25 protein-coding genes and 1 pseudogene are annotated in these 26,812 nt (G+C 44.6%); 15 read left to right on the forward strand and 11 right to left on the reverse strand.

The features are described 5' to 3' along the window. Nucleotides 1-130 precede the first annotated feature (130 nt). The 5 genes from AMS66_RS10960 to AMS66_RS10980 all read left to right on the forward strand — a co-directional run bounded on the left by AMS66_RS10960 (nucleotide 131) and on the right by AMS66_RS10980 (nucleotide 6,351). Complete coding sequence (locus AMS66_RS10960) at nucleotides 131-691, forward strand: DEAD/DEAH box helicase family protein (RefSeq protein WP_053780824.1); 561 nt, start codon at nucleotides 131-133, stop codon at nucleotides 689-691. A gap of 23 nt (nucleotides 692-714) precedes the next feature. Then, complete coding sequence (locus AMS66_RS10965) at nucleotides 715-1,020, forward strand: DUF456 domain-containing protein (RefSeq protein ID WP_053780825.1); 306 nt, start codon at nucleotides 715-717, stop codon at nucleotides 1,018-1,020. A 733-nt stretch (nucleotides 1,021-1,753) separates the two neighbouring features. Next, entirely contained in the window at nucleotides 1,754-2,593 is an 840-nt protein-coding gene (gene licT / locus AMS66_RS10970) for a BglG family transcription antiterminator LicT (protein WP_053781041.1), read from the forward strand. A 364-nt stretch (nucleotides 2,594-2,957) separates the two neighbouring features. Beyond that, nucleotides 2,958-4,874: a beta-glucoside-specific PTS transporter subunit IIABC gene (locus tag AMS66_RS10975; RefSeq protein WP_053780826.1), complete on the forward strand. Its 1,917-nt coding sequence runs from the start codon at nucleotides 2,958-2,960 to the stop codon at nucleotides 4,872-4,874. 34 nt (nucleotides 4,875-4,908) lie between these two features. Continuing rightward, nucleotides 4,909-6,351: a 6-phospho-beta-glucosidase gene (locus tag AMS66_RS10980; RefSeq protein WP_053780827.1), complete on the forward strand. Its 1,443-nt coding sequence runs from the start codon at nucleotides 4,909-4,911 to the stop codon at nucleotides 6,349-6,351. Nucleotides 6,352-6,610: 259 nt separating this feature from the next. Here AMS66_RS10980 and AMS66_RS10985 read toward each other — a convergent pair whose 3' ends face one another. Then, on the reverse strand, nucleotides 6,611-7,771 hold the full coding sequence (locus AMS66_RS10985) for a S8 family peptidase (RefSeq protein WP_053780828.1): 1,161 nt from the start codon (nucleotides 7,769-7,771) through the stop codon (nucleotides 6,611-6,613). A 272-nt stretch (nucleotides 7,772-8,043) separates the two neighbouring features. On the opposite strand from AMS66_RS10985, the gene AMS66_RS10990 reads away from it, so the two are divergent. The 4 genes from AMS66_RS10990 to AMS66_RS11005 all read left to right on the forward strand — a co-directional run bounded on the left by AMS66_RS10990 (nucleotide 8,044) and on the right by AMS66_RS11005 (nucleotide 10,443). Continuing rightward, entirely contained in the window at nucleotides 8,044-8,517 is a 474-nt protein-coding gene (locus AMS66_RS10990) for a GNAT family N-acetyltransferase (RefSeq protein ID WP_236703336.1), read from the forward strand. Nucleotides 8,518-8,814: 297 nt separating this feature from the next. Further along, the gene (locus tag AMS66_RS10995) at nucleotides 8,815-9,675 is read left to right on the forward strand and encodes a Cof-type HAD-IIB family hydrolase (protein ID WP_053780830.1); all 861 of its coding nucleotides are present in this window, start codon (nucleotides 8,815-8,817) and stop codon (nucleotides 9,673-9,675) included. Nucleotides 9,676-9,708: 33 nt separating this feature from the next. Continuing rightward, the gene (locus tag AMS66_RS11000) at nucleotides 9,709-9,969 is read left to right on the forward strand and encodes a hypothetical protein (RefSeq protein WP_053780831.1); all 261 of its coding nucleotides are present in this window, start codon (nucleotides 9,709-9,711) and stop codon (nucleotides 9,967-9,969) included. A 291-nt stretch (nucleotides 9,970-10,260) separates the two neighbouring features. After that, entirely contained in the window at nucleotides 10,261-10,443 is a 183-nt protein-coding gene (locus tag AMS66_RS11005; protein ID WP_053780832.1) for a YjfB family protein, read from the forward strand. Between the two features lie 131 nt (nucleotides 10,444-10,574). Here the strand turns inward: AMS66_RS11005 and AMS66_RS11010 are convergent, their stop codons facing one another. The 4 genes from AMS66_RS11010 to AMS66_RS11025 form a co-directional block, all read right to left on the reverse strand. Then, the gene (locus AMS66_RS11010; protein WP_053780833.1) at nucleotides 10,575-11,315 is read right to left on the reverse strand and encodes an HAD family hydrolase; all 741 of its coding nucleotides are present in this window, start codon (nucleotides 11,313-11,315) and stop codon (nucleotides 10,575-10,577) included. Nucleotides 11,316-11,386: 71 nt separating this feature from the next. Next, the gene (locus AMS66_RS11015; RefSeq protein WP_053780834.1) at nucleotides 11,387-12,436 is read right to left on the reverse strand and encodes a zinc-dependent alcohol dehydrogenase; all 1,050 of its coding nucleotides are present in this window, start codon (nucleotides 12,434-12,436) and stop codon (nucleotides 11,387-11,389) included. 34 nt (nucleotides 12,437-12,470) lie between these two features. Further along, entirely contained in the window at nucleotides 12,471-13,709 is a 1,239-nt protein-coding gene (locus AMS66_RS11020) for an aspartate aminotransferase family protein (RefSeq protein WP_053780835.1), read from the reverse strand. 89 nt (nucleotides 13,710-13,798) lie between these two features. Then, nucleotides 13,799-15,007 (reverse strand): MFS transporter, encoded by a 1,209-nt coding sequence (locus AMS66_RS11025; RefSeq protein ID WP_053780836.1) that lies wholly within the window; start codon nucleotides 15,005-15,007, stop codon nucleotides 13,799-13,801. 347 nt (nucleotides 15,008-15,354) lie between these two features. Between AMS66_RS11025 and AMS66_RS11030 the strand changes: the two genes are divergently transcribed. Next, on the forward strand, nucleotides 15,355-16,383 hold the full coding sequence (locus AMS66_RS11030; protein ID WP_053780837.1) for a nitroreductase family protein: 1,029 nt from the start codon (nucleotides 15,355-15,357) through the stop codon (nucleotides 16,381-16,383). 97 nt (nucleotides 16,384-16,480) lie between these two features. On the opposite strand, the gene AMS66_RS11035 is transcribed toward AMS66_RS11030, so the two are convergent. Further along, the gene (locus tag AMS66_RS11035) at nucleotides 16,481-17,365 is read right to left on the reverse strand and encodes a hypothetical protein (RefSeq protein ID WP_053780838.1); all 885 of its coding nucleotides are present in this window, start codon (nucleotides 17,363-17,365) and stop codon (nucleotides 16,481-16,483) included. Between the two features lie 199 nt (nucleotides 17,366-17,564). Here AMS66_RS11035 and AMS66_RS11040 point away from each other — a divergent pair, with 199 nt between their 5' ends. Next, on the forward strand, nucleotides 17,565-18,257 hold the full coding sequence (locus tag AMS66_RS11040; protein WP_053780839.1) for a pseudouridine synthase: 693 nt from the start codon (nucleotides 17,565-17,567) through the stop codon (nucleotides 18,255-18,257). 161 nt (nucleotides 18,258-18,418) lie between these two features. Here the strand turns inward: AMS66_RS11040 and AMS66_RS11045 are convergent, their stop codons facing one another. The 3 genes from AMS66_RS11045 to AMS66_RS11055 all read right to left on the reverse strand — a co-directional run bounded on the left by AMS66_RS11045 (nucleotide 18,419) and on the right by AMS66_RS11055 (nucleotide 21,513). Further along, a complete protein-coding gene (locus AMS66_RS11045; protein ID WP_053780840.1) occupies nucleotides 18,419-19,342 on the reverse strand; it encodes a DMT family transporter in 924 nt (307 codons plus the stop codon). Continuing rightward, on the reverse strand, nucleotides 19,339-20,190 hold the full coding sequence (locus tag AMS66_RS11050; protein WP_053780841.1) for an AraC family ligand binding domain-containing protein: 852 nt from the start codon (nucleotides 20,188-20,190) through the stop codon (nucleotides 19,339-19,341). Before AMS66_RS11050 ends, AMS66_RS11045 begins: the two co-directional genes overlap by 4 nt. A gap of 198 nt (nucleotides 20,191-20,388) precedes the next feature. Further along, the gene (locus tag AMS66_RS11055) at nucleotides 20,389-21,513 is read right to left on the reverse strand and encodes an NADH:flavin oxidoreductase (RefSeq protein WP_053781042.1); all 1,125 of its coding nucleotides are present in this window, start codon (nucleotides 21,511-21,513) and stop codon (nucleotides 20,389-20,391) included. 226 nt (nucleotides 21,514-21,739) lie between these two features. On the opposite strand from AMS66_RS11055, the gene AMS66_RS11060 reads away from it, so the two are divergent. Next, on the forward strand, nucleotides 21,740-22,336 hold the full coding sequence (locus AMS66_RS11060; RefSeq protein WP_053780842.1) for a TetR/AcrR family transcriptional regulator: 597 nt from the start codon (nucleotides 21,740-21,742) through the stop codon (nucleotides 22,334-22,336). 60 nt (nucleotides 22,337-22,396) lie between these two features. On the opposite strand, the gene AMS66_RS11065 is transcribed toward AMS66_RS11060, so the two are convergent. Then, nucleotides 22,397-23,650, reverse strand: a complete 1,254-nt coding sequence (locus AMS66_RS11065; RefSeq protein WP_053780843.1) for a cytochrome P450 — start codon at nucleotides 23,648-23,650, stop codon at nucleotides 22,397-22,399. A 183-nt stretch (nucleotides 23,651-23,833) separates the two neighbouring features. On the opposite strand from AMS66_RS11065, the gene AMS66_RS11070 reads away from it, so the two are divergent. The 3 genes from AMS66_RS11070 (at nucleotide 23,834) to AMS66_RS11080 (ending at nucleotide 25,951) form a co-directional block, all read left to right on the forward strand. Then, nucleotides 23,834-24,991, forward strand: a complete 1,158-nt coding sequence (locus AMS66_RS11070; protein ID WP_053780844.1) for a YhgE/Pip domain-containing protein — start codon at nucleotides 23,834-23,836, stop codon at nucleotides 24,989-24,991. Between the two features lie 74 nt (nucleotides 24,992-25,065). Then, entirely contained in the window at nucleotides 25,066-25,611 is a 546-nt protein-coding gene (locus tag AMS66_RS11075) for a PadR family transcriptional regulator (RefSeq protein WP_053780845.1), read from the forward strand. Between the two features lie 40 nt (nucleotides 25,612-25,651). Next, complete coding sequence (locus tag AMS66_RS11080; RefSeq protein ID WP_053780846.1) at nucleotides 25,652-25,951, forward strand: Dabb family protein; 300 nt, start codon at nucleotides 25,652-25,654, stop codon at nucleotides 25,949-25,951. 144 nt (nucleotides 25,952-26,095) lie between these two features. Here AMS66_RS11080 and AMS66_RS11085 read toward each other — a convergent pair. After that, nucleotides 26,096-26,712: pseudogene (locus AMS66_RS11085) on the reverse strand (YczE/YyaS/YitT family protein). Nucleotides 26,713-26,812: the final 100 nt, after the last annotated feature.

Below are 26,812 nucleotides of genomic sequence, written 5' to 3' on the forward strand. Positions count from 1 at the left end.
ATTTCAAGCCCTGAACATTCAGCGGATGACTTGAAATCTCTTTTTTATTTGTCCAAGAGGCGTTATTATGGGCTAATGTCCATAAAATTCAAGTAATGGAATACATATAGTTGAAGTCAGGAGTGGTGGAATGAAATTCATCATTATTTTTGGTCCACAGGCTGTAGGAAAAATGACGGTCGGTCAGGAATTGGAAAAGATCACCGATCTGAAATTGTTTCACAATCATATGACGATTGAACTGGTGTCCCCTTATTTCAGTTATGGTACGCCTCAAGGAAAGAGGCTTGTTAATCTGTTCCGTCAGGAAATTTTTGAAGAAGTGGCGAAGAGCGAGCTGCCCGGTTTGATTTTTACATTTGTGTGGGCTTTCGATATGAAAGAGGATTGGGAGTACATTCGCAAAATCAGTGCGTTGTTCAAGTCCGGAGGTGCTGAGGTGTGCTATGTTGAACTGGAAGCTGATTCGACGGAACGTCTGGTTCGTAATAAAACTCCACATCGGCTGCTGCACAAAGCAACGAAGCGGAATGTCGAATGGTCTGAGCAGGATCTGATTTCGAGCATGGAAAAATATCGATTGAATTCAGAGCCCGGAGAAATTACGCACGAGCATTATATTCGAATCAATAACACAGATAAGAGTGCGACAGAGGTTGCTCAACTAATCCAAGAACGATTCAATCTGTAATTGAAAGGGGAGGCGAAAAAGGCATGTACATTATTTTGGTTTTAGTCGTAGGAATTGTTCTGTGTCTCCTGGTTCCGTTTGGTCCGATTCTGGCGGGCGCCATTGTATTTGCACTCATCGCAGACAACTACCGCCAGACCATGAATATGCGTGAGGACATTCGTGCCATCAAGAATCATCTGGGACTGATGAACAAGGGAGAAGCGGAAGAGTACAAGATAGATAGACAGTTAACTGATGTCAAACACTTGGATTCGGATCAGTTGAAAGTAATCAATCGAAGGATTGAAGCAGAACTGGAGAAGGAAAGCCGCAACAATAAATCATGATGAAACCATACTTATCCAAGAGATGGAGCGTCTATTACATACAAATGGTTTCGAAATATTACATCTCTATAAGGATTGGCATGGTACGCCGTTGACTGAAGAGTGTTATGATATGATATATGTCTGCAAAAAAGTGAGCAAAGCGTGACGAAATAAAAATAAATAATTTTTTTTGTATCCAATTCTTCATCATTCGGACACATGAAGTCCTCTTCTATGGAGGGCTTTTTTTGTTTGCTTTTTGAGCGGAATTTAATTTTATTTTACAAATCATTATAGAAAAAAAGGTGAATAAGTGCAAGCGTTTTTAGTCTGGAATGAAGCGGAAGTATTCATGAACGTATCTATCAATTTTGGCATATATGGACGAAGTGGAAGGCGAGTAAAAAGCTATATGATACAGACAGGTCATTGAAATTCTGAATTTGGCGTTCTTGGTAAGTATAATTCCCTGGATAAGGCGTCATGCTAAGGGAGTCTTTTTTATGGGAATGTAGGAAGATACAGATTGAATATGCACAAACAGAAAAAAATGCAAAGCCGTTGAACAGGTTCATTTAGCCGTTCAAAGTGTGGTTTGTTAGTGATAAAGCATCAACGATTTTTTTGTTGCACATTGTAGAAAAATGTAATACCATGAACGCACATTAGTTAACAATGAAGTGAAATGGGCAAGGCCAGTGACCTCGTGGAAGGTACGGTTTGCCTTTTTCTGTATATTGGAGTGGATAAAGTGAAGATCGAGAAGGTGTTAAACAATAATGCTGTAGTAGCGATTAAAGACGAACGTGAAGTCATCGTCATAGGCCGGGGGATTGCTTTTCAGAAGCGAGCTGGCGATGAGGTGTCCGAGCAGCATATTGATAAGATATTTACTTTACAGAATGAAAATATTCAGGAAAATTTCAAGGCATTAATCGCGAGCATACCACTGGAATACATGAAAGTGTCTGAGGAGATTATTGCCTATGCCAAGCTAAAGCTTGGGAAAAAGCTCAACGAGAGCATCTATCTGCATCTGACGGATCATATTCATTTTGCCATTGAACGTTATCGCAACAATCTGCCGATCCGTAATGGATTGCTTTGGGAGACCAAGCAGCTCTATAAGGACGAATATGAAGTAGGGCTAGAAGCGCTGAATATGATTTGTGATCAGTTTGGTGTGCTTTTGCCGGAAGATGAGGCGGGTTTCATGGCACTGCACTTTGTGAATGCAGCACTAAACGAAGAGATGCCTAACATCCGAAGCATGACGCAGGTCATGCAGGAGATTTTGACGATCATAAAATATCATTTCAAAATGGACTTTGACGAGAACTCATTGAATTATTATCGATTTGTGACCCATCTGAAGTTTTTCGCCCAACGGCTGGTGAAAGGCAAGCATTACAAGAGTAACAACGACGATGAGTTATTTGAGATGATTCAGAAGAAGTATCCTGAGGCGCACAAGTGCTCGGGGAAAATTAAAAAATTTATTGAAAATAACTACACGTATCAACTGACTAACGAAGAATTGATGTATCTAACCATTCATATTGAGCGTGTGGTGCATGCCACTTCAGAGTAAATCGGAGTTGTAATGTTATTCTCAAAAAAACGCTTGCAAAAGGATAGAATTTATTATATTATGAATCCATAAAGTAAGCGCATACATCAATCGGATTGTAACTGTTCAATCAGGCAATTCCGAAAATTCCGACCACTCTGGGTCCGTAAAGATGGGTTGCAACTTACTTTAAGATGAAGTTGTTAGTGTAACAACTGAATACGCTGTGTACAGCCTTACAGGGTTGCAACCGTTAAGGGCAAAACCTGAATTGCTGAATATCACGACTTGTTTCCGGATCTTCCGGTGCGTTGTGTATGTTCAGTAGTTCAGGTTTTCTTTGTTTCACAAGCATCGGGAGTCTACTTAGAGAGGGAGAATTACTATGAACTACGATCAACTAGCCAAAGACATCTTGTCTGGTGTAGGTGGAGCCAAAAACGTAAACAGTGTATTCCATTGCGTAACCAGATTGCGTTTTAAACTCAAAGATGAAAGCGTTGCTAAAACAGAGGAACTTAAAAATTTGCCAGGCGTTATTACCGTCATGCAGAGCGCTGGACAGTACCAGGTCGTTATCGGCAATGAAGTGCCGGATGTATATAAAGCAGTTGTAAAGGCAGGCAATCTGCCTGCTGAAGGACAGGTTGCAGAAGAACAGGAAGATTCAGGTAACAAGGGAAGTTTGTTCAGTCGCTTTATCGACATGATCTCTGGTGTCTTCACACCTCTACTCGGTCTGCTCGCTGCGACAGGGATGATCAAAGGTTTTACAGCGATGTTTATATCCTTTGGATGGATAACGAATACATCAGGAACGTACCACCTGTTGAATGCAACGGGTGACTGTCTGTTCTACTTCTTCCCGGTATTCCTTGGTTATACTGCGATTAAGAAATTTGGCGGCTCACCGTTCCTTGGTATGGCGATCGGAGCTACGCTGGTTTATCCAACGCTGTCCGGGTTATCTACGGGAGATCCGTTGTACACCTTGTTCACAGGTACATTGTTTGAATCACCAATTCACATTACGTTCCTGGGTATTCCCGTGATCCTGATGAATTATTCATCATCGGTTATTCCAATCATTATCGCTACATTCTTTGCAGTGAAAATAGAGAGATTCTTCAAAAATGTCATTCCTAAAGTGGTTAGTACGTTCCTGGTTCCATTCTTTACATTACTTGTTATCGTTCCGGCAACGTTCCTTGTGATTGGTCCGATATCCACATGGGCAGGTCAATTGATCGGCGCAGGAGCAACAGGCATCTATGAATTAAGTCCGCTCGTTACAGGTTTGGTTATCGGTGGTTTGTGGCAAGTGTTTGTACTGTTCGGTCTTCACTGGGGATTGGTTCCAGTTATGCTTCTGAACCTTAGCACGTCTGGATCGGATCCGGTGGTAGCGATGTCGTTTGCCGCTTCCTTTGCTCAAATTGGTGCTGTACTGGCTGTCATGTTAAAAACGAAAAATGCCAAATTGAAATCGTTAAGTATTCCAGCCTTCATTTCAGGGATTTTCGGAGTCACCGAGCCGGCCATTTACGGCGTGACGCTTCCGCTGAAAAAACCGTTTATCATGAGCTGTATTGCGGGTGGTATTGGTGGCGCCATCTTAGGGTTCTTCGGGTCTAAAATGTACATGTTTGGCGGACTTGGCGTATTCGGTTATCCAACCTTTATCAACTCGGCCACTGGCGTTGATTCCGGTTTCTATATGGCACTAGTAGCGACAGCGGTTGCGTTCATACTTGGTTTTGTGCTTACCTACATCGTTGGGTTCAAGGACAAAGTAGAAGCAACGCCAGTATCAGCTCCAGCACCCGTGCTTGATCCAAACCCGAACAACAGATATGAAATTTTCAGCCCAATGGCTGGTGAAGTGGTTGAACAGAAAGAAATCAACGATGTTACCTTTGCTGGAGAGCATATGGGTAAAGGGATTGCCATCCGTCCAACCAGCGGCAGAGTAGTATCCCCGATTAATGGAGTTGTGCAAACCGTGTATCGTACGAAACATGCGATTGGGTTGGTTACTGACGATGGTGTTGAGATGCTGATTCATATCGGACAGGATACGGTGCAACTGAAAGGGCAGCATTTCACAGCTCATGTAAAAGATGGCGACCGCGTTAATGTTGGGGATCTGATCATGGAATTTGATCTGCAAGCGATCAAGGATGCCGGATATGAGACGGTTACACCAATTATTATTACGAACACGTCCAATTATCTGGATGTGGTGGGCACGAAGGATGCATCTGTGAAAGAGAAAGACAAATTGCTTACAGTACTCGGTTAATTGAATGTTCAATACGAATAGGAGGAACACCTCGATGTTAGAAAAATTAACAGCCTTCCCGGAGAATTTTCTCTGGGGAGGAGCAACGGCAGCGAACCAACTGGAGGGAGCCTATCATGAAGGAGGAAAGGGATTAACTACGGTTGACCTGATTCCAACAGGTGCTAATCGATTCCCTATTGCCATGGGAAACCTGGATTCTTATGATCCGAAAGAGGGAGAGTTCTACCCTTCCCATGAGGCAATTGATTTTTACCATCGGTATAAAGAAGACATTGCGCTATTCGCGGAAATGGGATTCAAGTGCTTCAGAATGTCCATTGCCTGGGCACGGATTTTCCCAAATGGTGATGATGCGGAGCCGAATGAGGCAGGATTGCAATTTTACGATGATGTCTTCGACGAATTATTAAAATACAACATTGAGCCTGTGGTAACCATCTGTCATTTTGATGTACCTGTGCATCTGGTTGAGACTTATGGCGGATGGAAAAACCGTAAGATGATTGGATTTTTCGAGACTTATGCAAAGACGCTGTTCAATCGTTACAAGGGCAAAGTGAAGTATTGGATGACGTTTAACGAGATCAACATGCTGCTGCATCTACCGTATATCGGCGCGGGTATTGTTCTTCAGGAAGGCGAAAACAAAGAGCAGGTTCTCTATCAGGCAGCTCATCATGAACTTGTGGCAAGTGCGCTTGTGGTTAAGGCTTGTCATGAAATGATCCCCGGTGCTCAGATCGGTTGTATGCTTGCCGCAGGAATGGTCTACCCTTACACATCCAATCCGGATGACGTATGGAAAGCGATGGAGCAGGATCGTGAGTCCTTCTTCTTCATCGATGTTCAGTCCAAGGGAGCTTATCCAGGTTACACGAAGCGTTTCTTCAGAGAACATGAGATCATGATTGATATGCAGCCAGAAGATGAACATATTCTCTTCCAAAATACAGTCGACTACATCGGTTTCAGTTATTATGCCAGTCGCTGTACTAGCGCGGATCCAGAGATTTTAAAGAATTCCACAGAAGGCAATGTGTTTGGCTCGGTGAAGAACCCCTATCTTCAAGCATCGGAGTGGGGATGGACCATTGATCCCAAAGGACTTCGGATTACATGTAACCAGCTGCATGACCGTTATGGTAAACCATTGTTTATTGTGGAAAACGGACTTGGTGCTACAGATGTATTGCTGGACAATGACACCGTTGAAGATGACTACCGCATTGAATATCTGAATCGTCATTTTGCCGAGATGGCTGAAGCCATTCAGGATGGGGTTGAGCTTCTCGGCTACACTAGTTGGGGGCCTATTGATCTGGTCAGCGCAGGTACCGGGGAGATGAAGAAACGGTACGGCTACATTTATGTAGACCGGAACAATGATGGAACCGGCACACTTCGCAGAGTGAAGAAGAAAAGTTTTCATTGGTACAAAGAGGTTATCGCCAATAATGGCGCACAATATTTCTAAGTTTGATTCATATGCCAATTGAAATGAACGGAAGGGGGCAGTCTCGTTAAATGGGATTGCTCCTTGCTGTATGAAAATAGAAATAGTGAGGTGAAAAAGATCGTTTCCTGAAGGGAAACATTTCTTTTACCTCACGTTCATAGTTGAAGTCATGTTAGAAAAGAAGAGGCATGAGCGAAGTAAACATAGTATAAGCCGTAAGCAATATGAAATAAAATTCAGCCACTGTTATTTGTTTTATGCTAGGGAGAGAAGAGTATTAAGGTACCTGCAAACTGCGCTCGGCATTCAGTCGCCCATACGTCCAGTAGATCCCGGAGCCTGATACAGGATCCGAAGCGAAGCATAATGCATCCCGAATCTGAGCATTCGTTTTTCCTTGTGCAGCGAGTAGAGCCGCAACTCCCGCTACATGGGGAGCAGCCATGGACGTTCCACTGAGATAGGCATAAGAACCAACCAGGTATGTGGACAAAATGGTATCCCCTGGCGCAGCCATATCTACCCAAGATCCATAATTCGAGAAGTTCGATTTGAGATCGGAAGGATTGGTTGAAGCTACTGCAATGACGTTGGGATAAGACGCGGGTACGATTGGATACGAAGTATTATCATTACCTGCTGCCGCGATGATGACAGCGCCCCGATCCCATGCATACTGCACGGCAGCCTGGAGAAAGGCTTCTCCCGTAGGCCCGCCGAGACTCAGGTTAACGACTTGAATACCATTGTTGGCGGCGTAAACAAGTCCGTTTCCGACGTTGCCAGTTGTACCTTGTCCATTGTTGTCCAGTACACGCAGCGGAACAATGGAAGCAAGCGGGGCAGTACCTGCAATGCCCACTCCATTGTTGGTAATGGAAGCGGCGATTCCGGCAACATGAGTGCCATGCCCGTTACCATCTTCGGGCACATTGTCGTAATCGACGTAATCATAACCGGGCAGGATCTTGCCAGCTAGCTCGGGGTGATTCAGTTGCACGCCAGTATCAATAATGGCAATTTTCACAGAGCTGTTACTCTGGGAAATATCCCAGGCAGCGGGAGCATTGATTTTTTGCAGGTTATATTGGTAGGGGAAAAAGGGGTCATTTGGCGTAAACGATGACTGAAGATAATAGTTGGGTTCAGCGTGGTCGATAAGCTTATGATTCTTGTAATGCTTTAACATACGGTGCATTTTCTTTCTTGATTCAACGCGATACCAGCCCAGATCTTCATATGTTTCGGCTACGTTGCATTTTGCTTTTTTATGCAGCGTGTGCATCTCGTCGGCTGTCGTACCTTCCTTGAACTTAATTAACAACTGCTTGGGCGCATGGGGATGAAACTTTTTGGCTGCACGTTTATCCGCCACATAACGATAGACAAACCCCAATGCCAGCAGGGCTGCAGCAGAGATCCCTAGTGATAACCACATATGTTCTTCCCCCTCAAATTTGATTGGTGACACGCCTTATAGTATGCGATCCCTATCAAATCGCGCGGGCTTTCTTCTATTTTGGTTATGAGTTTAGATAGATTGATAGGGAAGGATAAATTCGGTAAGATGAAAAGCAGAGGGCGAACTTGCGAGCTGAATGGGTTCGTATATGGAGTTGTAATCAGTCTCGAATATAACGGATAAGGAATGTGGTTTTTTTGGCACAGTTTCAGACAAAACCGAGAGTGATCGCTATTCAGGAGCACCAAATGAATGATGCAATTGATTTTGCCATGCGTGTCCGCAAAGAGGTGTTTCCCATGCTGGATCATGAGAGATTACCTGCTGATTTGGAGCAATTTAGAGAACATTATCTGGATTCAGCCGATGCGGTCTTTCTTGTTGCAGTCATGGAAGACAATCGGATTGTAGGTTCCATTGGCATCCTGCCGTATGATGGGCGTATTGAAGTAATGGCAGGACGCTATCCTTCGCAGTCTACGGCGGAAATTGTGAAATGCTATGTGGATTTAGAATATCGCAGATATGGTATCGGTTCACTTCTCGTGAGAGAACTGGAGAAGGTGGTGGCAGAACTGCACTATATAACGTTGTATTTACATACACATCGCTTTTTGCCTGGGGCCGTCGATTTCTGGAAACGTCAAGGATATACGGTTATTGCTGAGCAGGACGATGACTGGCAAACCGTACACATGGACAAATTGGTGAGAAATAAGTGATTTGTATCAGGTGGAGGAGCGGGAGAGTACGTTGTTACCGTTGAAAGTGATGTTGAGATTCGCAATCTGTTTGATTCTGGCCATAATGAAGAAGATTTCGCAGAACTTACGCTGGGTGGTCAGGCCTGCGAATATCCAATGACCTATCTGGTGAATCTGGAGATGGTGAAGATGGCGATAATAGAGATATTCTTTGATGCTGCCGAACAATTAGACTGGGAAATTATAGTGAAATAGATACCTGGATTAGAATGAATAATATAACTTAGGAAAGATACATGATGGGGGCAAACGCAGATGAGCACTACGAATCGAAGGATTGTTTTTATAGATATTGATGGCACACTGGTAGATGATGACGGCAACATTCCAGTGTCTGCACAACAGGCGTGCAAAAAGGCACGTGAAAATGGACATCTGCTCTATTTATGTACAGGACGATCGAAGGCGGAAATCTATGATTCCATCTGGGATGTAGGATTTGACGGTCTGATTGGTGCCGGTGGCGGCTATGTGGAGTTCGGCAAGGATGTGCTATATCACAAAAGGGTAACGGCTGAAGATGTACGGCATATGGTCGATTTCTTCAATGAACACCAGATCGATTTCTATTTGGAATCCAATTCGGCCTTATACGCCAGCACCAATCTTCAACCGCATTTGGAACGTCGCATCTATGGTGATGTGGAGAATGATGCCAGTGCCAGAGCGAAAAAAGAACAAAAGCCACATCCGTTTATTGCCGGTTTGACGTATGGCGAAGCCGATTTATATAAGGATGACGTAAACAAGGTTTGTTTTCTGGAAAGCTCTACGATTCCGTTCGATCGAATCAAGCAGGAATTTGAGGGCAAATTCGAAGTCATTCAGTGCACAGTGCCCATCTTCGGTGAAGGCAGTGGTGAGCTGATGATCCCGGGCATTCATAAAGCCATCGCTATTGCGGATTTGTTGGAGCATCTGGGTATGTCCCGTAAAGATACACTCGCCATCGGGGATGGCATGAATGATGCTGAGATGCTGGAGTTTTGCAACGTAGGGATTGCGATGGGAAATGCCAAGCCAGGTCTCAAAGCCATTGCAGATGATATAACCGGAACAATTGAAGAGGACGGGCTATACCACAGTTTTGTGAAGTATGGATTGATTGAGTCCTAATCAATCTCAAACGAGTGAAAGAGGTGAAAACAAATGTCGGAAGGAATAAAAGTTGAGCTGGAAATAAGTGCATTCGGTCAGGAAACAGTTCCATCGTACGACGATTCGTTTCGTAAACATGAGATCGCAAGAACTCGTATTTTACCTAGAGAAACAACATTGGCACAGCTTGAAGAAATGGTAAAGGAAATGATGGCAGAGATTAAAGTGGACTTCCAGCAACCGGAACAGTTATTAGCCAAAGTAACCCTGAGAGCCAAGGAAACAGATGGGGAATTAAAATATTTGGGTTAAGGTGTCTGTTTACATAGTTTTAAACCTTGGACAAGACCCAGTAAATAAAACAACCAAATGTCCCAATGCAAAGTCCGGCAATGACTGTAAAAAGGATAACAAATTTTTTCCCGTTCATAAACAGTCTCCTCCAACAGTGTATTGTAACATACAAATATTTCATATTGTTTGTTTTTAGGTAGGAACATGGTTGAGCTTGAGAAGATAAAGGAGTGAATTACATAATTCCTCCCATCTTTCCGATATAAAATAGGTATGTCTATTTACTAGTAAACGAGAGGAGTGCAGAATATGGATATTGCAGCATTATCAATGGCCATGAGTCAAGTCTCAGTGGCGCAGTCGGCGAGTTTGCAAGTCCTGTCCATGTCGAAAGACATGGCAGAGCAGCAAGGTCAGCAATTGACGGAGATGTTAAAATCGGTTCCTGCTCCGCATCCCAATTTGGGTGGAAGTCTGGATATTTCGGTCTAGACGATATTCGAGTTTGCGTTCTCACGTTAAATTTGCAGCAAGCAAAACCCAAACGGCTCCAATTCCAAAGAATTGAAGCCGTTTGGGTTTTTATTTTTTGATCGGATAAGTTCAATTCGTACAGATGATTCTTATAGATTTAATTGCGATAGACTTGGCAATCTGAACTCAAACGGCAGTGTATCCTTCAGAGTCCATAGCTCATCATAACTGGAGATCTGAAGATCGGCTTTGGACAAGTCCTGATTGCCTGATCCCGGATTGCGATATCCGATACAGTGCATGCCTGCACTTTTGGCAGCCTGGACACCATTGCGCGAGTCTTCGATCACAAGACAATTCAATGGGGATACCCCTATCATTTCAGCTGTGGTCAGGAAAATATCCGGTGCTGGCTTTCCGTGAGCGACTTCTTCACCTGTCATTCGTACCTCAAAGAATCGTCCCAGTCCGGTCTTGTCCATGATCAGATCGATTAGTGCGCGTGGAGAGGAAGAAGCAACGGCTATCGGAATGTGCTGCTCATGCAGCCAGCTTAACCAGCGTTCCACAGAAGGTATTGCCGTCAGGTTCGGATGGGAGAGCATCGTCTGCATCACATTATGCTGATGGTAGGCGAGAGCTTCTTCCACTGTATTCGTCAATTGGTGCTTGTCCAACACTTGCCGCCACATCGATTCAAGCGTAACTCCAACGTAGGTGTGATGTTCTGCCTCCGTCATCATTGCGCCAAAATGGGCAAAGGAGTCGCGCTCAATCTCGAAATAAATCGGTTCGCTGTCAATCAGTACGCCATCCATGTCAAAAATGACCGCTTGAATGATGCCGTCATCCGCCTCTCCCAATCCGCCAAACTCCTTATTTGCTACCATGTTGTATTCCTCCTCCAGGATTCTGTAAGCAATTATCTCTAATTTATCTCAATCATGGCGAACATTCCACCTTAGAAACTGGAACCGCTGGATTGCAGCACCACTTTGATGGCATGGGAAGAGGCTTGAAGTGTGCGCCCCTGAATATCGCAGCCGAGCGTACGGAACGCCTCTTCGTAATCCTCCAACGGGAAGGAGTGGGTGATGATTTTTTTTGCTGGAATGATCTGCTGCTCAATCATGTAATGTGCTGTTGCAAATGTTCCCAGGGAGTCGATGGAGCCGATAATTTTCAGACTGCGGTCCACGACTTCCTTGGGATTGAACGACGTGTTGCCATCTCTCAGACCAACGAGCATGAGATAACCGCCGCTGGCGAGCTGTGAAAGCACTTGTGTGCCCACGACGCCAGTCGTATCCACAATCATATCGACTTGATTAGTTGTGGGTGCCAGTGAGTCTATCGCATTTTCGAAGGAGGAATGAACCTCCCAACGATCTGGTGCAATTGATCCGGCAATGGCTAACCGTTCTTCGGAAATGTCGACCAGACATCCGGTAACTCCTTTGGAAGCGAGTGCGTAGCTGTATAGAATACCAATCGGGCCCGCACCGAGGATAATTGTTCTAAAATTCGGCAGCAGATGGATCTGGTTAATGCCTGTAAGCATGCAGCTAAGCGGTTCCGTCAAGGTCGCTTCCTCATAGCTCACATGATCCTTCAATTTATACAGAAAGCGATCCTCGGTCACATAATAATCCGTAAATGTCCCGTCAGCACTCACACCCGTCTCCGTAACCGACTTATGCGTGCAGTGATTCTGTCTCCCTGTTCTGCACATGTCGCATTGCCCGCAATAATAGGTGGGATCGATGACAACCCGATCGCCTGGTTGCAGTGTCGTTACAGCAGAGCCCACGGCAATGACTTCCCCGGCAGACTCATGACCAAGAATGACGGAAGGAACCGCATGATATTTTCCGCTGACAATACCGAGGTCGGTACCACACACACCTGTTGCTCGGATTCGAACCAACACCTGATTGTCTCTTGTGATTTGCGGAACAGGCCGTTCCTCAAGTGCTACATCCCATGCTGATTTGTATACCAGTGCTAACATGTTAAAACCTCCTTATAATAATTTGAATTACGTACTAATGAACGCTGGCAAGCACCGAGTCCAGTCGCTCTACAATTTCAACCAACTCATCTTCTGTCGTGGTAAGCGATGGTCTGACCTTAACTACGTTTCCGAAGCCGTAACGGGATCCTCTTAAAATCAGATGCTCATCCGTGAAGGCACGGTCGATAATGGCATTTGTTTTATCCGTATCCGGTTCATTATTGTCACCTACCATTTCTAATCCCCACATCAGCCCGACCCCGCGAGCTTCACCGATGCTTGGATATTTCATCGCCAAATCCTGCAGCAATCCGCCCAAAATTTCACCTTTGCGTTTCACGTCATCCAGGAATCCGGGTTCGGATACAACCTCCAGGGTAGATTTGGCAGCGGTTACGGAGATCAGATTGCTTCCTGAGGTGAAGGAATGTTCATGCTTTTCCAGTACATTCAATCGGGACTGCATCAATACCGCAGCAACAGGTACGCCGATTCCACCGAGACCTTTGGCGAGGGTAATCATGTCAGGCTGGATATCGAACAGTTCACTGGCGAACATATATCCGGTACGTCCGATTCCGGTCTGCACTTCGTCGGCAATGAGAATAATATTGTACTCATCACACAGTTTGCGCAGGCGTTTAAAGTATCCCGCAGGAGGGATAATATTGCCGCCATTACCGAGAATCGGTTCAATAATCATGCAGGCAACCGAGCCGGAGCTTGCGTATTCTATCGCATCAGAGATAGCTTCAACGCATTGATATTCGCAGTCTCCGCTTGAGGATTTGAACGGGCATCTATAGCAATACGGTGCAGGTACATGAACGGAGTTGGCAACAGCCGAATTTGGAAACCGTTTCCGCCGGAAGGCATTTCCCGAAATTCCGGTTGCAAATTGGGTCTGCCCATGATGGGACAGGTAGAGGCTGATAATGTCAGTGGACTGCGTATATTTCTGTGCAATTTTGGTCGCGCATTCGTTTGCGGTTGAGCCTGTAATATCCCTCATCCATCCGGCGTTAATGTCGTTTGGAGCATACTCAATCAGATGATCGAGCACTTCATCCACATAAGGTTCTGTGAAAGAGGAAGACATATGCGTCAGATTGCCGACTTGTTCCTGAATTTTGCTCACGACATGCGGATGATTGTAGCCCAGTGACAGATTGAACGTACCGGACACGCCGTCCAGATATTCAACGCCTGAATCGTCAATCAACTTAATCCCTTTTCCGGTTCTGAAACGGTTTGTGGTTAAAGTTTGCATACGATTCCCTCCATAGTGTGATGTACTAGCCTCAATAAAGTTCAACAATTCCGGATTACGCAGGCATCACCCCTCTCAATAAGCAGCGTTTAGATCTCTTTACTTGGATGTGCGAGGGTCCCACTTAAGGTGCTATTCCTTACGTTCCAGAGCTGAGAGAGAAAGAGGGTGAAGAGCAGTATCAGACAAAATCCGGCTAAAATCCAGATCGTATTCACTACAGGCCATGCACTCATGCTCCATCCCGTTACATATTGCAAGATGGCACCACCAATACCGCCTGATGCAATCAGGATGCTGGTTGTTCTCTCGGTCATGCCGGGAATTAAAATGTTGGCATAGACCAATGCGATACAGAAAAGCCCTGACATGAATAATCCGGTTCCGAAGATCAGTACGTACGTTGCCCATTGGCCTGTCACGAACACCATGGCGACCGTGAACAGAAGTGTGCCCACCGTACTCCAGATCAGGAAAGACATATAGTTAACGGCTTCTGCAATTTTTCCGGAGAAAAGACGGCCGATAATCATCGCGATCCATAGAATGGACACACTCAGTGAAGCGACAGACTCCTGCAACTGCAATCGTTCTACGAGGATGGAAGGCAGGAAGTTCATCAGCCCCAGCTCCAGCCCCATATAGATGAAGAAAAAGATGACGAAAATCGTTAGCAACCCCAGATGTTTTCTGGCATACCGTGCTCTGCCTGCTGCATGTGAAGCTGTATTTTCACCGGCTTGTTTCAGATAAGAAGCGGCGGAGGTGGGCATGGTCACCCATACTAGCATCAGAATAAGTGATAACGCGGAAACGGTATAAAACGTGAGATGCCACAGGTCCAACCAAATGTATAAGGCGGCAACTGCCGGAATGAGGAGTGCGCCCAGAGCGAAAAACACATCTAGCTTGGACATCGCGACCGCTTTTTGATTTTCAGTAAATTCTATCGTGAATGCACCAACGGAGGGCTCAATGATACCTGAGCCAAAACCAACGAGAATTGTCAGAAGAAGAACCACACTCCAGGATGGTAAAAATCCGAGAACGGCATAAGCGGCCACAATACAGATCAGTGCAATGGTCAACATGGATTTTCGACCGATGCGGGTAGTCATGGAAGGAGCGACGAGCACCCCGACAAGAAAACCGATGAACTGCAAAAATAACAAAAATCCGCCATCACTGTAACCACGCTCATAATGTGTCAATAAAACAGGTAGAAGTGCACCGAGTACAACGCTGGTTATGCCGATTAACAGATAGAAACCGCAGCTTAAAGCGAAAATTCTTCTCATGAGTTGCCCTCCTAAGATGGATATAAATTTTATATTTTCTAAAAAATGTTTCTTTGTTATATAACTTATACCATAATTATGCAATTGTACATGCTTTTTATTGTAAAATAATGTTAAAATTTGACGAATGGTTGATCTTCCTCACACAATGTTCATCCTAAAACGATTTCGTGTCGAATTTGGTGTAGGAGAACAAAAATGATGTATTACAGGATATTTGCATTGTAGTAAGGCATTTTTTAACATATAAATATAATTGATCATGATAATCATAATCATTAAAACTAGAAGAATGGATATATTAGTATATTTACGTTCATTCAACAAGATGAAGGAGCTGCCAAATTATGAGTATTGCTGGAATTGTTCAGGAGAGCTGGTCTCGCCCTGTATATAATGGAACAGCTGTTACAAGAGAAACGTTGTTAACACTGTTGAATATTGCAATTTGGGCGCCAAATCATCATCTGCGAGAACCGTGGGTGTTTACCTGGATGGAGGGACTGGAGACAGGAACTGAAAAGCAAAAGGAGCATCCAGCGGAATCTCCTATCCTAGCTCCTGGTTATTTGGCAGTTAGTATGAAGATCAGAACAAAACCAAAGGAATTGGCAGAAGACGAAGCAGCCGTATGGTGTCTCATTCAAAACTTGAGGATTCTGGCGAAGGAACAAGGCATTGGTATCCATATACAGCAGCCGGAAACAGCCTTTGAGGCAGGTTGTGAGGAATTGTGGCGAGCTAATTCAGGTGAACAGATTGTCGCAATCCTGGGCATCGGTTATACAGATACTCGCTTGCAACCCAATGAAAATGCTGCAAAAATTATTCGGGAACGACGAACGGTACGCCAATTCACATCTGCGACATTGGATGATGAGACGGTGCGTGGGTTACTGGAGGAAAGTCTTCCTGAGCTTGGACTCCAACCGAAAAGCTGGAGAGTGATAGAAGCGGGAAGTGAAGAAGAACGTAGTCGCTGGGCTGATTTGATGATGGGATTTGCCAAGGATATGTTGACCTACAAGCTTATGCCCGGCAAGGTCAAAAATATATTCTGGAAACGTACATATGATATCCCGTTCAATCTTGTCTTTGTTCTTAAACACCAACCGGAGCAACCGGGTGAGCCGAAGGGCTCAGCACATTTTGGAGAGGTATGCAGTGTAATGCATATTATTCAATTGCTAGCCTGGGAAAAAGGCATCGGGATGACCTGGTCATCCAGTGATGTCATAGAGGATATGGCTTTTCGTAAAGGACTAGACATTAAACCGGATGAGCGAATTATCGGTATTTTGCATATGGGGTATACGGCGAAAATACCAAAAGGTAAGGAGAGAACACCGGCAGAAAACAAAATCAGATGGGTATAAGCAATTTGCTTGAATGATTCGGGATGGAGAAGGAAATGTGTGTATCACTTCAAAAAAATGTTTCCTGTCTGTAGAGACGGGAAACATTTTTTAATTGTTAACCTTTGACATGAATCGCATCCCCAAATAGCTTGCGCGCATTGCCCCAATTAACGCCAAGTTTACCTTGCCAGCCCGCCCAAGGCATCTCCATATCGGAGCGGCCTTTGGTATTGTTAAGCTGGAACTCACCATTCAGGATCTCTTCATTGTTTATCCAATGTTCTGGACTGAGGGAGAGAACCTGATTGGGCAGAACACCTACCCTGGACAGCGCTTGAAGGATACTTCGGCGAATTCCGGCGTGTCCTTTAACCAATTTTTCAGCAGTCAGTCGTTTCTCGAATTTGCCTGGAGTCTCTTCGTCTTCTGCCTGATCCAGCATGTGAAGCAGTTGATTAAATGTGGTGATGTCCTCTGGAGTCGGTATAATGGGCCCTTTCTCAAGTAAGGTGATAAACTCTGTCAAATCGGCGTATGCACCTACGCTTGTCCCGCTGTAATCATAACCCAGGTGTAAGGAGTATCGAATATTGGATAGATTTTTCCAGCCCTCATCGCTATGACTGAAGCCGCAAATTCTGCAAGCGAGAAATCGTTCCGTCTCTTCATAAGCGTGCATCTGTGAGTGAATCATCCTATGGTAGCTTGCGAGCGTAGATATGCCTCGTGGATAACTGCCCCCGACCCCTGCAACAAATGCCTGGGCAATCGTGGACCAGGAAAGACGTTCATTTTGCTGGAAAGCGATTAGTTGTTGCGTGATATCATCATGGTGGATCATCTCCAGATCATTAGCTATCCAGACTTGTGTAGTAAGTAGATCCTGTTCGGCAAGAGTTAGTGTATCGGCTTGATAGATCATCACTTCTCGTTCTCTGTCATACTCACCATTGCTGTGCAGGTATAACTTTTTAAGCACTCTCATACACTTTTTGTCCATGGTTAACTCCTTTCCAAAGTTTAATTTGGATTTTCGGTGAGCTCTCGTATAACAATTCATTGCTTCGTTTCATTATAAGTGAGATGATGTGGGATGAAAATCAGTACAAGGTACTAACCTATTTTACGAAGTGAATCAAATGAGGATATGGACTCGCTAATGAAACAGTGGCAATATTAAAGATGAGAGGTGGTGGAACATGCGAATTAACAAATACATAAGTGAAACGGGATACTGTTCCCGCCGGGAAACCAACCGATTAATTGCAGCCGGGCGCATTACGATCAATGGCAAAGTATGCGAAAAAGGAGCGGATGTTGAATCCGAGGATATCGTGCTCATTGATGGCAAGGAAATTCCTCATGACGATAGTGAGCCTGTTTACCTTGCGCTTAATAAACCGATAGGTATTGTCTGTACAGCAGCAGAACAGGTGGAGGGAAACATTATTGAGTATGTGAATTATCCATCGCGCATTTTTGCCATCGGCAGACTGGATAAAGCGTCAGAGGGTTTGATTTTGCTTACGAACGACGGAGGCATTGTGAACAAGATGATGCGTTCGGAGCATAACCATGAGAAGGAATATGTGGTGACCGTAGACAAACCAGTGACAGAGGAATTCGTGCGCGCGATGTCGCAAGGGGTTGAGATTCTGGATGTGGTGACGAGGCCGTGTGAGGTGTATAAGCAAAGCGAGAACGTATTTCGTATCATTTTGACTCAGGGGCTTAATTTGCAAATCCGCAGAATGTGCAAAGCCTTGGGTTACAGAGTGCTCAAGCTGGAGCGCATCCGCATTATGAATGTTACGCTGGATGGAATGGAACGTGGACAATGGAGACATCTGGAGAAGCAGGAATTGGAGCACCTTCTGTCCATGTTGAACTAGAGAATTGAATCCAAGCAATGTTCCCGGCACAATGAAGAGAGGCACGAATCCATCATGGATTATGCCTCTTTTTGTTGAATGGCTCAATGAGTTAATCTAACTTTATATCCATTATTCAAAACTACCATTCATAACTACAGTTCTGGACGATTAACCATGCCTTATTGAACTTTTGGCAACATATTAAGGCATTTTTTGCTTCGTACTTTCTTCTCTGAAATAAACGATCCGAGCAACGTTAACAACGTTCCAAGCAGTGTTATCCATGTAATCCGTTCATACAGAATCAGAGCAGAAGAGACGACGGTAATGACAGGTACCAAATAAATGTACACACTTGTTTTGACGGCTCCCAGTAGCCTCACTGCCCGGTTCCAGGTCACAAAACATAAGGCAGAGGCACCAAGCCCGAGAAATAGAAGGTTCGAGAGGTTGGCCATGTTGGCAAAGCGCCCAAGATCGAAGTGAAATTCAAATAGAAACAAGGCCGGCAGCATGAATAATAGTCCATAAAAGAACACTTTGCGTGTAGCACCGATGGTGTGATACGGAAGCTCACCAATTTTTCGCATGAGTACAGAGTAGATCGCCCATACGGCAGGTGCCACGAAAGCGAGCAGGTCTCCCAGCGGATTCAGTTGCAGAATGACACTGCCGTTGAGTCCAATAAGGATGATACCGGTCAAGGCAATGCCGAAGCCCACGATAAACTGCCTGTGCAATCTCTCTCCATCCAGGAAGAAATGCGCAAGTACAGCGGTAAAGAAAGGGGCAATGGAGACAATAACGCCTACATTGGATGCAAGTGTATACACCAGTGCAATATTTTCAATGAGAAAATATAACGTGACCCCGCATAATCCAGCTCCGATAAACAGTAATTCTTCTCTGAACGACGTAATCCTCATTGAACGGGGATAGATCAGGAGCAGCACCACATAGCCGATCAGGAAGCGAAAAAACAGAATTTCAACAGGCGTAAAGTCGATCAGCAGAACCTTGGTGGAGATAAACGTCGTTCCCCAGATCAGAATTGTAAGCAAGGCCAGCAGGTGTCCGGCGGAGACTTTGTTCTGATCTGTCATGACAGATCAACCACTGTGCGCTTTGAATCCACTTCATGGTTGAAGATGCGTCTGTATTGCTTGGGCGTCAAGCCGATCAGCTTTTTGAAAAAATTCGTAAAGTGACTCTGATCGCTAAATCCTGTTTGCGCGGCCACCTCAATCGGGCGCTGTCCATGTTCCAGTAACCGTTTGGCCTGATTTATGCGAATCGTTTCCAGGTAGCGGTAGGGAGATATTCCTTTTTGGCGAGTGAATAAACGCAACAGATGGTATTTACTTAATCCTGTTAACTCCACCAATTGGTTCAGCGTAATGCTCTCCATGTAATGAGACTCTATGTACTCGCATATGCGTCTGATCTCGATGGTGACGTCCTGGGCGGAAACGGGTGGTTCAGCATCCGCGTATTCTCTTAGCAGCTGTTCCAGCAGAAAGAGTAACAACTCTTCTTTGTAGAAGTCGGATTGCTCTTCCAAAATCTTCTGATGCAGCTCATGTAAGGATGCGACATGTTCGCTTTGGTAGAGAACAGGGGAAGTAAACCGCGGCAGGTAATCTTGTCCGGTAATTTCCTGTACATATTGGCGCATGACCTCAGGCTGAATATTGATGCAACGATAATCTAGGGTTCTTCCGTCGACCTGCTCACAGGCATGGGGATCATGCGGATTAAACACGATCATATCTCCGGTGTTCAGGACATATTCCTCGTTATTACATACGAGATGACGTTTGCCTTGCTCAATAAAACCAATGACGTAATAGTCATGAAAATGATTGGGGAATTTCTGCATTATACCTTCGAACTGATAGGCTTCAAGTTGTAGATCGGTATCAAATACGACAGTTCGCACTTCGCGAGTCACCTGCTGCACCTTCCTTCTGGTAAGTTAATGTCATTATATTATGAAAAGAAGGAACTTTCTTGGATGATATTGCTCGCTCCGTTATGGTGGAAACGCGTAAAAAACCAAAGTACCCGCTGCCTTCAAGGCTATTCGAGTACGTTGGTTCATTATAGTTCAATTATAAGAATTAAACATGAATTTCGACCCAACAACCTTTTAATGCAATGTGGCAAGCGCTTCTGGTGTAAAAGCTTGAATCTCATCTACGCGGCCTTCACGTATTTTAACGGCCCATGCAGGATCTGCGAGAAGGGCACGTCCAGCAGCTACCAGATCAAATTCCTGCTGTTCCAGACGATGGAGAAGATCTTTCAGATCCTTGTGTCCTGCACCTTTACCCTGTGTATAGAGACTGGTAAATTCATCATCCAGCCCAACGGAGCCCACGGCTATCGTTGGTTTGCCTGTCAGTTTTTTCACCCAGCCGGCAAATCCAAGCTCCGAACCTTCATATTCTGGCTCCCAGAAGCGGCGTGTTGAACAGTGGAATATATCCACACCTGCCTGTACCAGCACATTCAGGAATTGTTCCAGCTTTACCGGTGTATCCAATGGTTTGACGTAATAATCACTCATTTTCCACTGTGACAAACGAATGGCAATCGGGTAATCAGGGCCCACGGCATCACGAATGGCCTGAATAAGTTCCGTTGCGAATTTCGTACGCTTAATAAGATCGCCGCCGTAGCGGTCTGTCCGTGTATTCGTTTTATCCCAGAAAAATTGGTCGACCAGATAGCCATGTGCTCCTTGAATTTCGATGCCGTCAAACCCAAGCCGTTTGGCATGGACTGCTGCATCCACAAAGGCTTGAATAATCATAGCGATTTCTTCTTCGCTCATCGGATCACCGACTTGATTTCCTTCCAGATCGATGCCTGACGGACCGATGGACAGGGCATCTGGATGGGGCTGTGATCCCGCAGGACGAGCCATACCCATATGCCAGAGTTGAGGGAAGATTTTTCCCCCAGCTTCATGGACTTGTTGAACGACTTCTGCCCATCCGTTCAGTGCTTCTTCACCATGGAAACGGGGCACGCGCGGTTCGCTGGTAGCGGCCGGATGATCAATGGTTACACCTTCGGTAATAATAAGTCCGACGCCATTTTCGGCACGTCTGCGATAATAAGCTGCTACATCGGAACCTGGCACACCATCCGGTGAGAAAGCCCGGCCCATAGCGGGCATTACGATACGGGACTGTAGAGTTAGGTTATGAATCGTATAAGGTTGAAACAGATTTTCCGTGGATTGAACTTGCTGTTGTTGATTATTCAAATAAAACACCTCCATAATAGTGCACCCTCAAGCGGGGTACGAGTGCAATATTATCAATGGAGAGTGCCTGTATCAACCGACGATTTATGCAATGTGTTGCTTAAGCGAAGCGTCCATCATAATGTTGGTTTAACACCGGATCACTTGTTGATCCAACAGGAGCTATTTATAATAGGGACATCCAAAAGTTTGAATTACAAGTTCGATAAGAAGGAGCATTTTGATTATGTCAGGTGAGTTTTCTCCAAATCCCAATGATCCACGGGTAATCCGAACCCGTCAATTAATTCAGGATGCGTTTTTCTATCATTTGAATCAAAAGGATTTCTCAGCCATTACGGTCCGGGATATTACGCAAAGGGCGACGATTAACCGGGCTACATTTTATGCGCATTTTGCAGACAAATATGAACTGCTGGAGTCCGTTTTGTCCTTTGCCTTTGAAGAATATGTGCTTAAGCAAATTGATGTACAGGCACATTTGACAGAAGAGACCCTGAAACAACTGGTGATCTCGTTATGTAACTATCATGACTCAAGCAACCAATGTATCAAGAAATATGAGTCCGTAGCGCCAATCTTTGAAGAAAATATTAAGGCCCAGCTTGAGAAACTCATTCTTGAGTTGACTACGAGTCAGACAGATGGTGCAGAGCCACCCAAAACATTGGCCTATTTGGCAACTATGTTAAGCTGGTCCATCTATGGGGTGACGTATCGCTGGAATTTGGAAGAGAGACAGGAATCCCCGGTTGAATTGGCCGAGCGGGTAGTTCCTTTTATGTTGAACGGGGTCGGAATACTGAATAAAATAATGCCATAGAAAAAGAGCAGATGATCTGCTCTTTTTTTGTTATCTATAAGAAAATTCTACGGGATTTCATTACGTATATAGTTTAAGCGGCAAATGACCTAAGGATTGTCCGGCGGCGGCTGGAATAAGGTTGTCCTCCAGAATAAATCCCTCAACGTTCTCAATGCGTGAGAAGGTCTGCACGAAGGTAGAGAGTGCGATTTTGGCCTCTAAACGGGCAAGTGGTGCGCCAAGACAGAAGTGTGTGCCATACCCAAATGCAAGCTGTTTGTTATTGTTGGAACGATGAATATTGAATGTGAATGGATCTTCAAATACGCGTTCATCCACATTGGCTGCACTCATCCATGCAACAATGGCATCTCCTTTTTTGAGATCAATCCCCAGCAGGTTATTGTCTTTTTTGACCATACGATCCATCTTGCTGATGTTGAAACGATATCTTAGCATTTCTTCCACCGCGTTCGGAATCAGTTCGGGATTGTTTCTTAGTTCCGCGTAGACTCCTGGTTGGTCATACAACATGGCATAGAACGAATTGGCAAGCAGGATACTTGTCGTTTCCACACCAGCTCCCAATATAAACATCGTTGTCCGTACGATCTCTTCATCTGAAAACTGGTCACCATCTACCTCGGCCCGGATGAGATCAGATATGATATCTTCTCCCGGATTCAATCTTTTGGCGACAACGATGGGATACAGGTACTTGAAATATTCTTCTCCGGCCGTTCTTTTCATTTCGTTAATTTCAGCAAAAGTGGTATGGGTGGAGGGTAGAAAGAGCTGGTTTACCCATTCCTTGAACAAATGATGATCCTTCGATGGAACGCCCAGCAGATCTGACATGATCATGACGGGGAATACGCTTGTATATGCTTCGACGATATCCACGACAGGTTGATGAGCGAACTTGGCTATCAGTTGTTCGGCGAGTGCCTGAATCCGTGGTTCCCATAATCGCAAACTTCTTGGTGTAAACGCTTTGGCAAGCAATGATCTCCGTTTACGATGTTCCGGTGGATCCACATTATGAATATCCAATCGATCCGGGATATGATGTTCCCCTTCGTTGTTGTTATCATCCTCGCTGATATACCCTACATTAACAATGGTTCTTTTGCGTTCACTGGAGAAATGCTCATGGTCATTAAGGACCGTTTTCACAAGATCATACCCAAATACATGCCAGGAATCGGACGCTTCATTATAAACGACAGGGTCTTGCTTCAGCATGCGGCGATACCAATGGTGAGGGCTGAATTCGTCTTCCTTGGACTGAAAGTCGGTCATTTCGGATAAAGAAATAATCGGGTTGCTCATTCCTTACGCCTCCTTGGTTCGAAGATTGGATGAATCTGATGATGAGGTCCTGCTTGATCGGATAGCAGATAGGGAGCAGGGCCATTATAGCTATCTTACTAAACTATCCTTGTTGACAAATATAACAAATCAGAGTACTTTAATTCAAGTATTATAAATAGAAATATTGAAGGTGGAGTAAACGTGAAGAGCATACTGAAGAATAAAGGTGTCATCGCAGGTATTTTTATGATTGTTTTGTATCAGATTCTCATGTTGACGATTTTCATGTCCGGTTACAGCGCAATTCCTAAGAATGTTCCACAATTGACGGTTGCCATCGTGAATGAGGACACGCAATCCGGCGCTTCATTTGTTGAGAATTTGGAAAAACAGTTACCTTTCAATATCATTACCGATGATTCATTGGAAGAGGCCAAAGTAGGTCTTGAAGATCGGAATATTCATATGGTCATCCATATTCCGGCTGATTTTACGAAAAACCTGTCTGCACAGGATGCACACGCACAGTTGGATTATCTGATCAATGAATCGAATCCAACGACCGTTACAAGCATGATGAAAACAGTCTCCACTGAAATCACAGCCGGGCTTCAAGCGCAAGTCCAATCCCAGAGCTTCGAGGGCGTGCTAAACAGTATGCAGGTTCCTGCGGATCAATCCAAACAGATCGTGGAAGCCACGATGGGGAAAGTTTCCTCTAATCTCGTTATGACCAACCCGCAGCCAGCAGGTATGCAAAATCAGATGGCCCCGATGTTTATCACCATGGCGCTATATGTAGGAGCGATGATCTATTCCATGCAAAGTGTGGGGGGATTAAGATCGCTGCAACATCAGATGGGGAAATGGAAGGCATTTTTCTCCCTGCGTATGGTTAACTTGCTCATCTCACTGATCGCTCCACTGATCGCCATAGGCATATATTATATGGTTCAGGGGTATGGGATGGAGACATTTATGAAACTATGGTTACTACACAGCGTTCAGTTATTCGTTTGCATTGAATTTACAAGTATCTTTATCATGCTGCTGGGTCAGGGAGGCATGCTGCTTAACTTGCCCATTCTGCTCAGTCAGACGATTGCTAATGGCACAACCTTACCTCCCGAGATGATGCCAGGATATTTTAAATTCATGAGCCATATCACACCGATGTTCTATTCCACTCATCTGGACTACAATATTCTCTTTGGCGGGGGAAAAAGCTTCGATTACGGAATAGGTTTGGCGTTGGTTGGTCTTGCAGCATTTGCAATCAACATCGTAATCCATCATTTCAAAAGTGCCCGCCAACCCGATGCTGTGAAGGAGACTGTACAACAGTCCGTTATGGTTTAAAATAGAGAGAGAGGGCTGGTTCGTTGTGCTTCACTGTACTCGCCCTCTGGATTAGCAGAAATGGGGGCAGTCACATGTCGATTCAAATTTTTATACTTGGTACGTTAAGCGAGGAACAGTGCCATCCCTATGATATTAAGAAGAGAATTCTTAAACATCTGGATCAAACCGATGCCAAAGTAACGGAAGGCACGATTTATTATAATTTTGAAGTGTTGCTGAAGAAGGGTCTGATCGAGAAGATTGAAATTATACAAACCGATAATCGACCAGATAAAACGACTTATGGTATTACTGAAAAAGGACGGGATGCCTTACAAGAGGGGATCTATGCGGCTTTTCAAAAATTCACGAACGTGCAATCCCTCTATGCAGCGCTGGTCAATCTGGATAAGGTGGACTTACACAAGATTGCATATCTGATTGAGGATATTCTTCGTAAACTGGAAAAAAGAATTGCATATATTAAACCTGATAGGCCAGAGATCGAGGAGTTCGAGGTGGATCTGAAAGATACATTGTTATTAATGAAAGATCATGCCTACCACTCTATTCAGAGCGATATCACCTGGTTGCAGAAGCTGCTGCATCATGTTCAGAGCAGAGCTTTGAAGAAATAAGCATGAACATTTAAGAAACGTAGACAGGAGGAATGAAGAAATGTTCGAACATTTGGTTGTATTTAAATTCAATGATAAAATTACACCTGCGAAACAGCAGGAATTCGTGAATCAATTGTTGTCCCTGAAGGAACAGATTCCGGGAATCACAGCACTGACTGCGGGAATTAACGTGACTGAAGAGACGAATAATATACGAGGTTATACCCTTGGATTGAGAGTTACTTTTACAGATCAGGAAGCGTTGCGTTCCTATGGCCCTCATCCTGCCCATCAAGCATTCGTAGCTTCACTCGATGGTTGGCTAGAAAATGTGATCGTGGCCGACTACCCGATCTAAAAGTTCGGTTTTGGCTGTCGAAAGCCGGAAGACATAATCAGCGTCACAATCGAAGTCGCCATTAGGCGACTTTTATTATTTTTGGGAAGGACCAAATGGTGGTTCAGATGTGTAAACACAAATCCATTTGGGTATGCAATATTTCTATGATTTCTGGGCTGTAATGATATTATTACGATTCAATCTTCCCGTGAAAAAATGAAGGATGGCTCCTCCGAAACATACAGTCAATACGGTTCCGATCCCAATGGGCCCATGAATCAAAAGGAGAGAATCAAAAAAACAATATAGATCAACGTTCTGGAGTACATCACACTTTTTTTCGTTAAGATCTGAATGATGACCATTAGATGATCGACGGGTACACGAGCAAAGCGACGTAAATACATAGCTGTACCCCATCCGGAAACAAGCATGCCGACAATAAAATAAATGAAGTTGACAAAGTGTCCTACCTGAAGCCAGTGTTCAATAACCCAGAGCCAAGTATCAATACACAAGCCTGTTGCAAGAGCAGTAAGCAATCCCTTGAATTCAGGTTTCTGTCTAATGAGGCCAGCATTGAGAAAAATCATGATCAGAGCCAGCAAAATCTCCCAACTTCCTACAGTAAGCCCCACATGCACGGATAACCCCACCAAGGCATCAAAAGGAGAGACGACAAGCCCGGCTGATATGGTTAATGAGATGCCCAGGGATAGAAGGATAATTCCGGTCCAAAAGTCAACAATTCTAGGTGATCTAAGTATAATGCGATTCATGCCAGAGCGTCACATCGGAGGGTGTTGACATGAAACCAGTTACATGAAATACAATGATGTTGTAGCAGATCGGCTCCCTCGGATTGACAAAGCGTGCCTC

Source organism: Paenibacillus xylanivorans (genome assembly GCF_001280595.1).
In the GTDB taxonomy this organism is placed as follows: Bacteria; Bacillota; Bacilli; order Paenibacillales; family Paenibacillaceae; genus Paenibacillus; species Paenibacillus xylanivorans.

Coding starts and splice junctions, on each gene's coding strand:
- AMS66_RS10960 (WP_053780824.1), top strand. CDS start 131: ATGAAATTCATCATTATTTTTGGTCCACAGGCTGTAGGAAAAATGACG.
- AMS66_RS10965 (WP_053780825.1), top strand. CDS start 715: ATGTACATTATTTTGGTTTTAGTCGTAGGAATTGTTCTGTGTCTCCTG.
- AMS66_RS10975 (WP_053780826.1), top strand. CDS start 2,958: ATGAACTACGATCAACTAGCCAAAGACATCTTGTCTGGTGTAGGTGGA.
- AMS66_RS10980 (WP_053780827.1), top strand. CDS start 4,909: ATGTTAGAAAAATTAACAGCCTTCCCGGAGAATTTTCTCTGGGGAGGA.
- AMS66_RS10985 (WP_053780828.1), bottom strand. CDS start 7,771: ATGTGGTTATCACTAGGGATCTCTGCTGCAGCCCTGCTGGCATTGGGG.
- AMS66_RS10990 (WP_236703336.1), top strand. CDS start 8,044: ATGAATGATGCAATTGATTTTGCCATGCGTGTCCGCAAAGAGGTGTTT.
- AMS66_RS10995 (WP_053780830.1), top strand. CDS start 8,815: ATGAGCACTACGAATCGAAGGATTGTTTTTATAGATATTGATGGCACA.
- AMS66_RS11000 (WP_053780831.1), top strand. CDS start 9,709: ATGTCGGAAGGAATAAAAGTTGAGCTGGAAATAAGTGCATTCGGTCAG.
- AMS66_RS11005 (WP_053780832.1), top strand. CDS start 10,261: ATGGATATTGCAGCATTATCAATGGCCATGAGTCAAGTCTCAGTGGCG.
- AMS66_RS11010 (WP_053780833.1), bottom strand. CDS start 11,315: ATGGTAGCAAATAAGGAGTTTGGCGGATTGGGAGAGGCGGATGACGGC.
- AMS66_RS11015 (WP_053780834.1), bottom strand. CDS start 12,436: ATGTTAGCACTGGTATACAAATCAGCATGGGATGTAGCACTTGAGGAA.
- AMS66_RS11020 (WP_053780835.1), bottom strand. CDS start 13,709: ATGCAAACTTTAACCACAAACCGTTTCAGAACCGGAAAAGGGATTAAG.
- AMS66_RS11025 (WP_053780836.1), bottom strand. CDS start 15,007: ATGAGAAGAATTTTCGCTTTAAGCTGCGGTTTCTATCTGTTAATCGGC.
- AMS66_RS11030 (WP_053780837.1), top strand. CDS start 15,355: ATGAGTATTGCTGGAATTGTTCAGGAGAGCTGGTCTCGCCCTGTATAT.
- AMS66_RS11035 (WP_053780838.1), bottom strand. CDS start 17,365: ATGGACAAAAAGTGTATGAGAGTGCTTAAAAAGTTATACCTGCACAGC.
- AMS66_RS11040 (WP_053780839.1), top strand. CDS start 17,565: ATGCGAATTAACAAATACATAAGTGAAACGGGATACTGTTCCCGCCGG.
- AMS66_RS11045 (WP_053780840.1), bottom strand. CDS start 19,342: ATGACAGATCAGAACAAAGTCTCCGCCGGACACCTGCTGGCCTTGCTT.
- AMS66_RS11060 (WP_053780842.1), top strand. CDS start 21,740: ATGTCAGGTGAGTTTTCTCCAAATCCCAATGATCCACGGGTAATCCGA.
- AMS66_RS11065 (WP_053780843.1), bottom strand. CDS start 23,650: ATGAGCAACCCGATTATTTCTTTATCCGAAATGACCGACTTTCAGTCC.
- AMS66_RS11075 (WP_053780845.1), top strand. CDS start 25,066: ATGTCGATTCAAATTTTTATACTTGGTACGTTAAGCGAGGAACAGTGC.
- AMS66_RS11080 (WP_053780846.1), top strand. CDS start 25,652: ATGTTCGAACATTTGGTTGTATTTAAATTCAATGATAAAATTACACCT.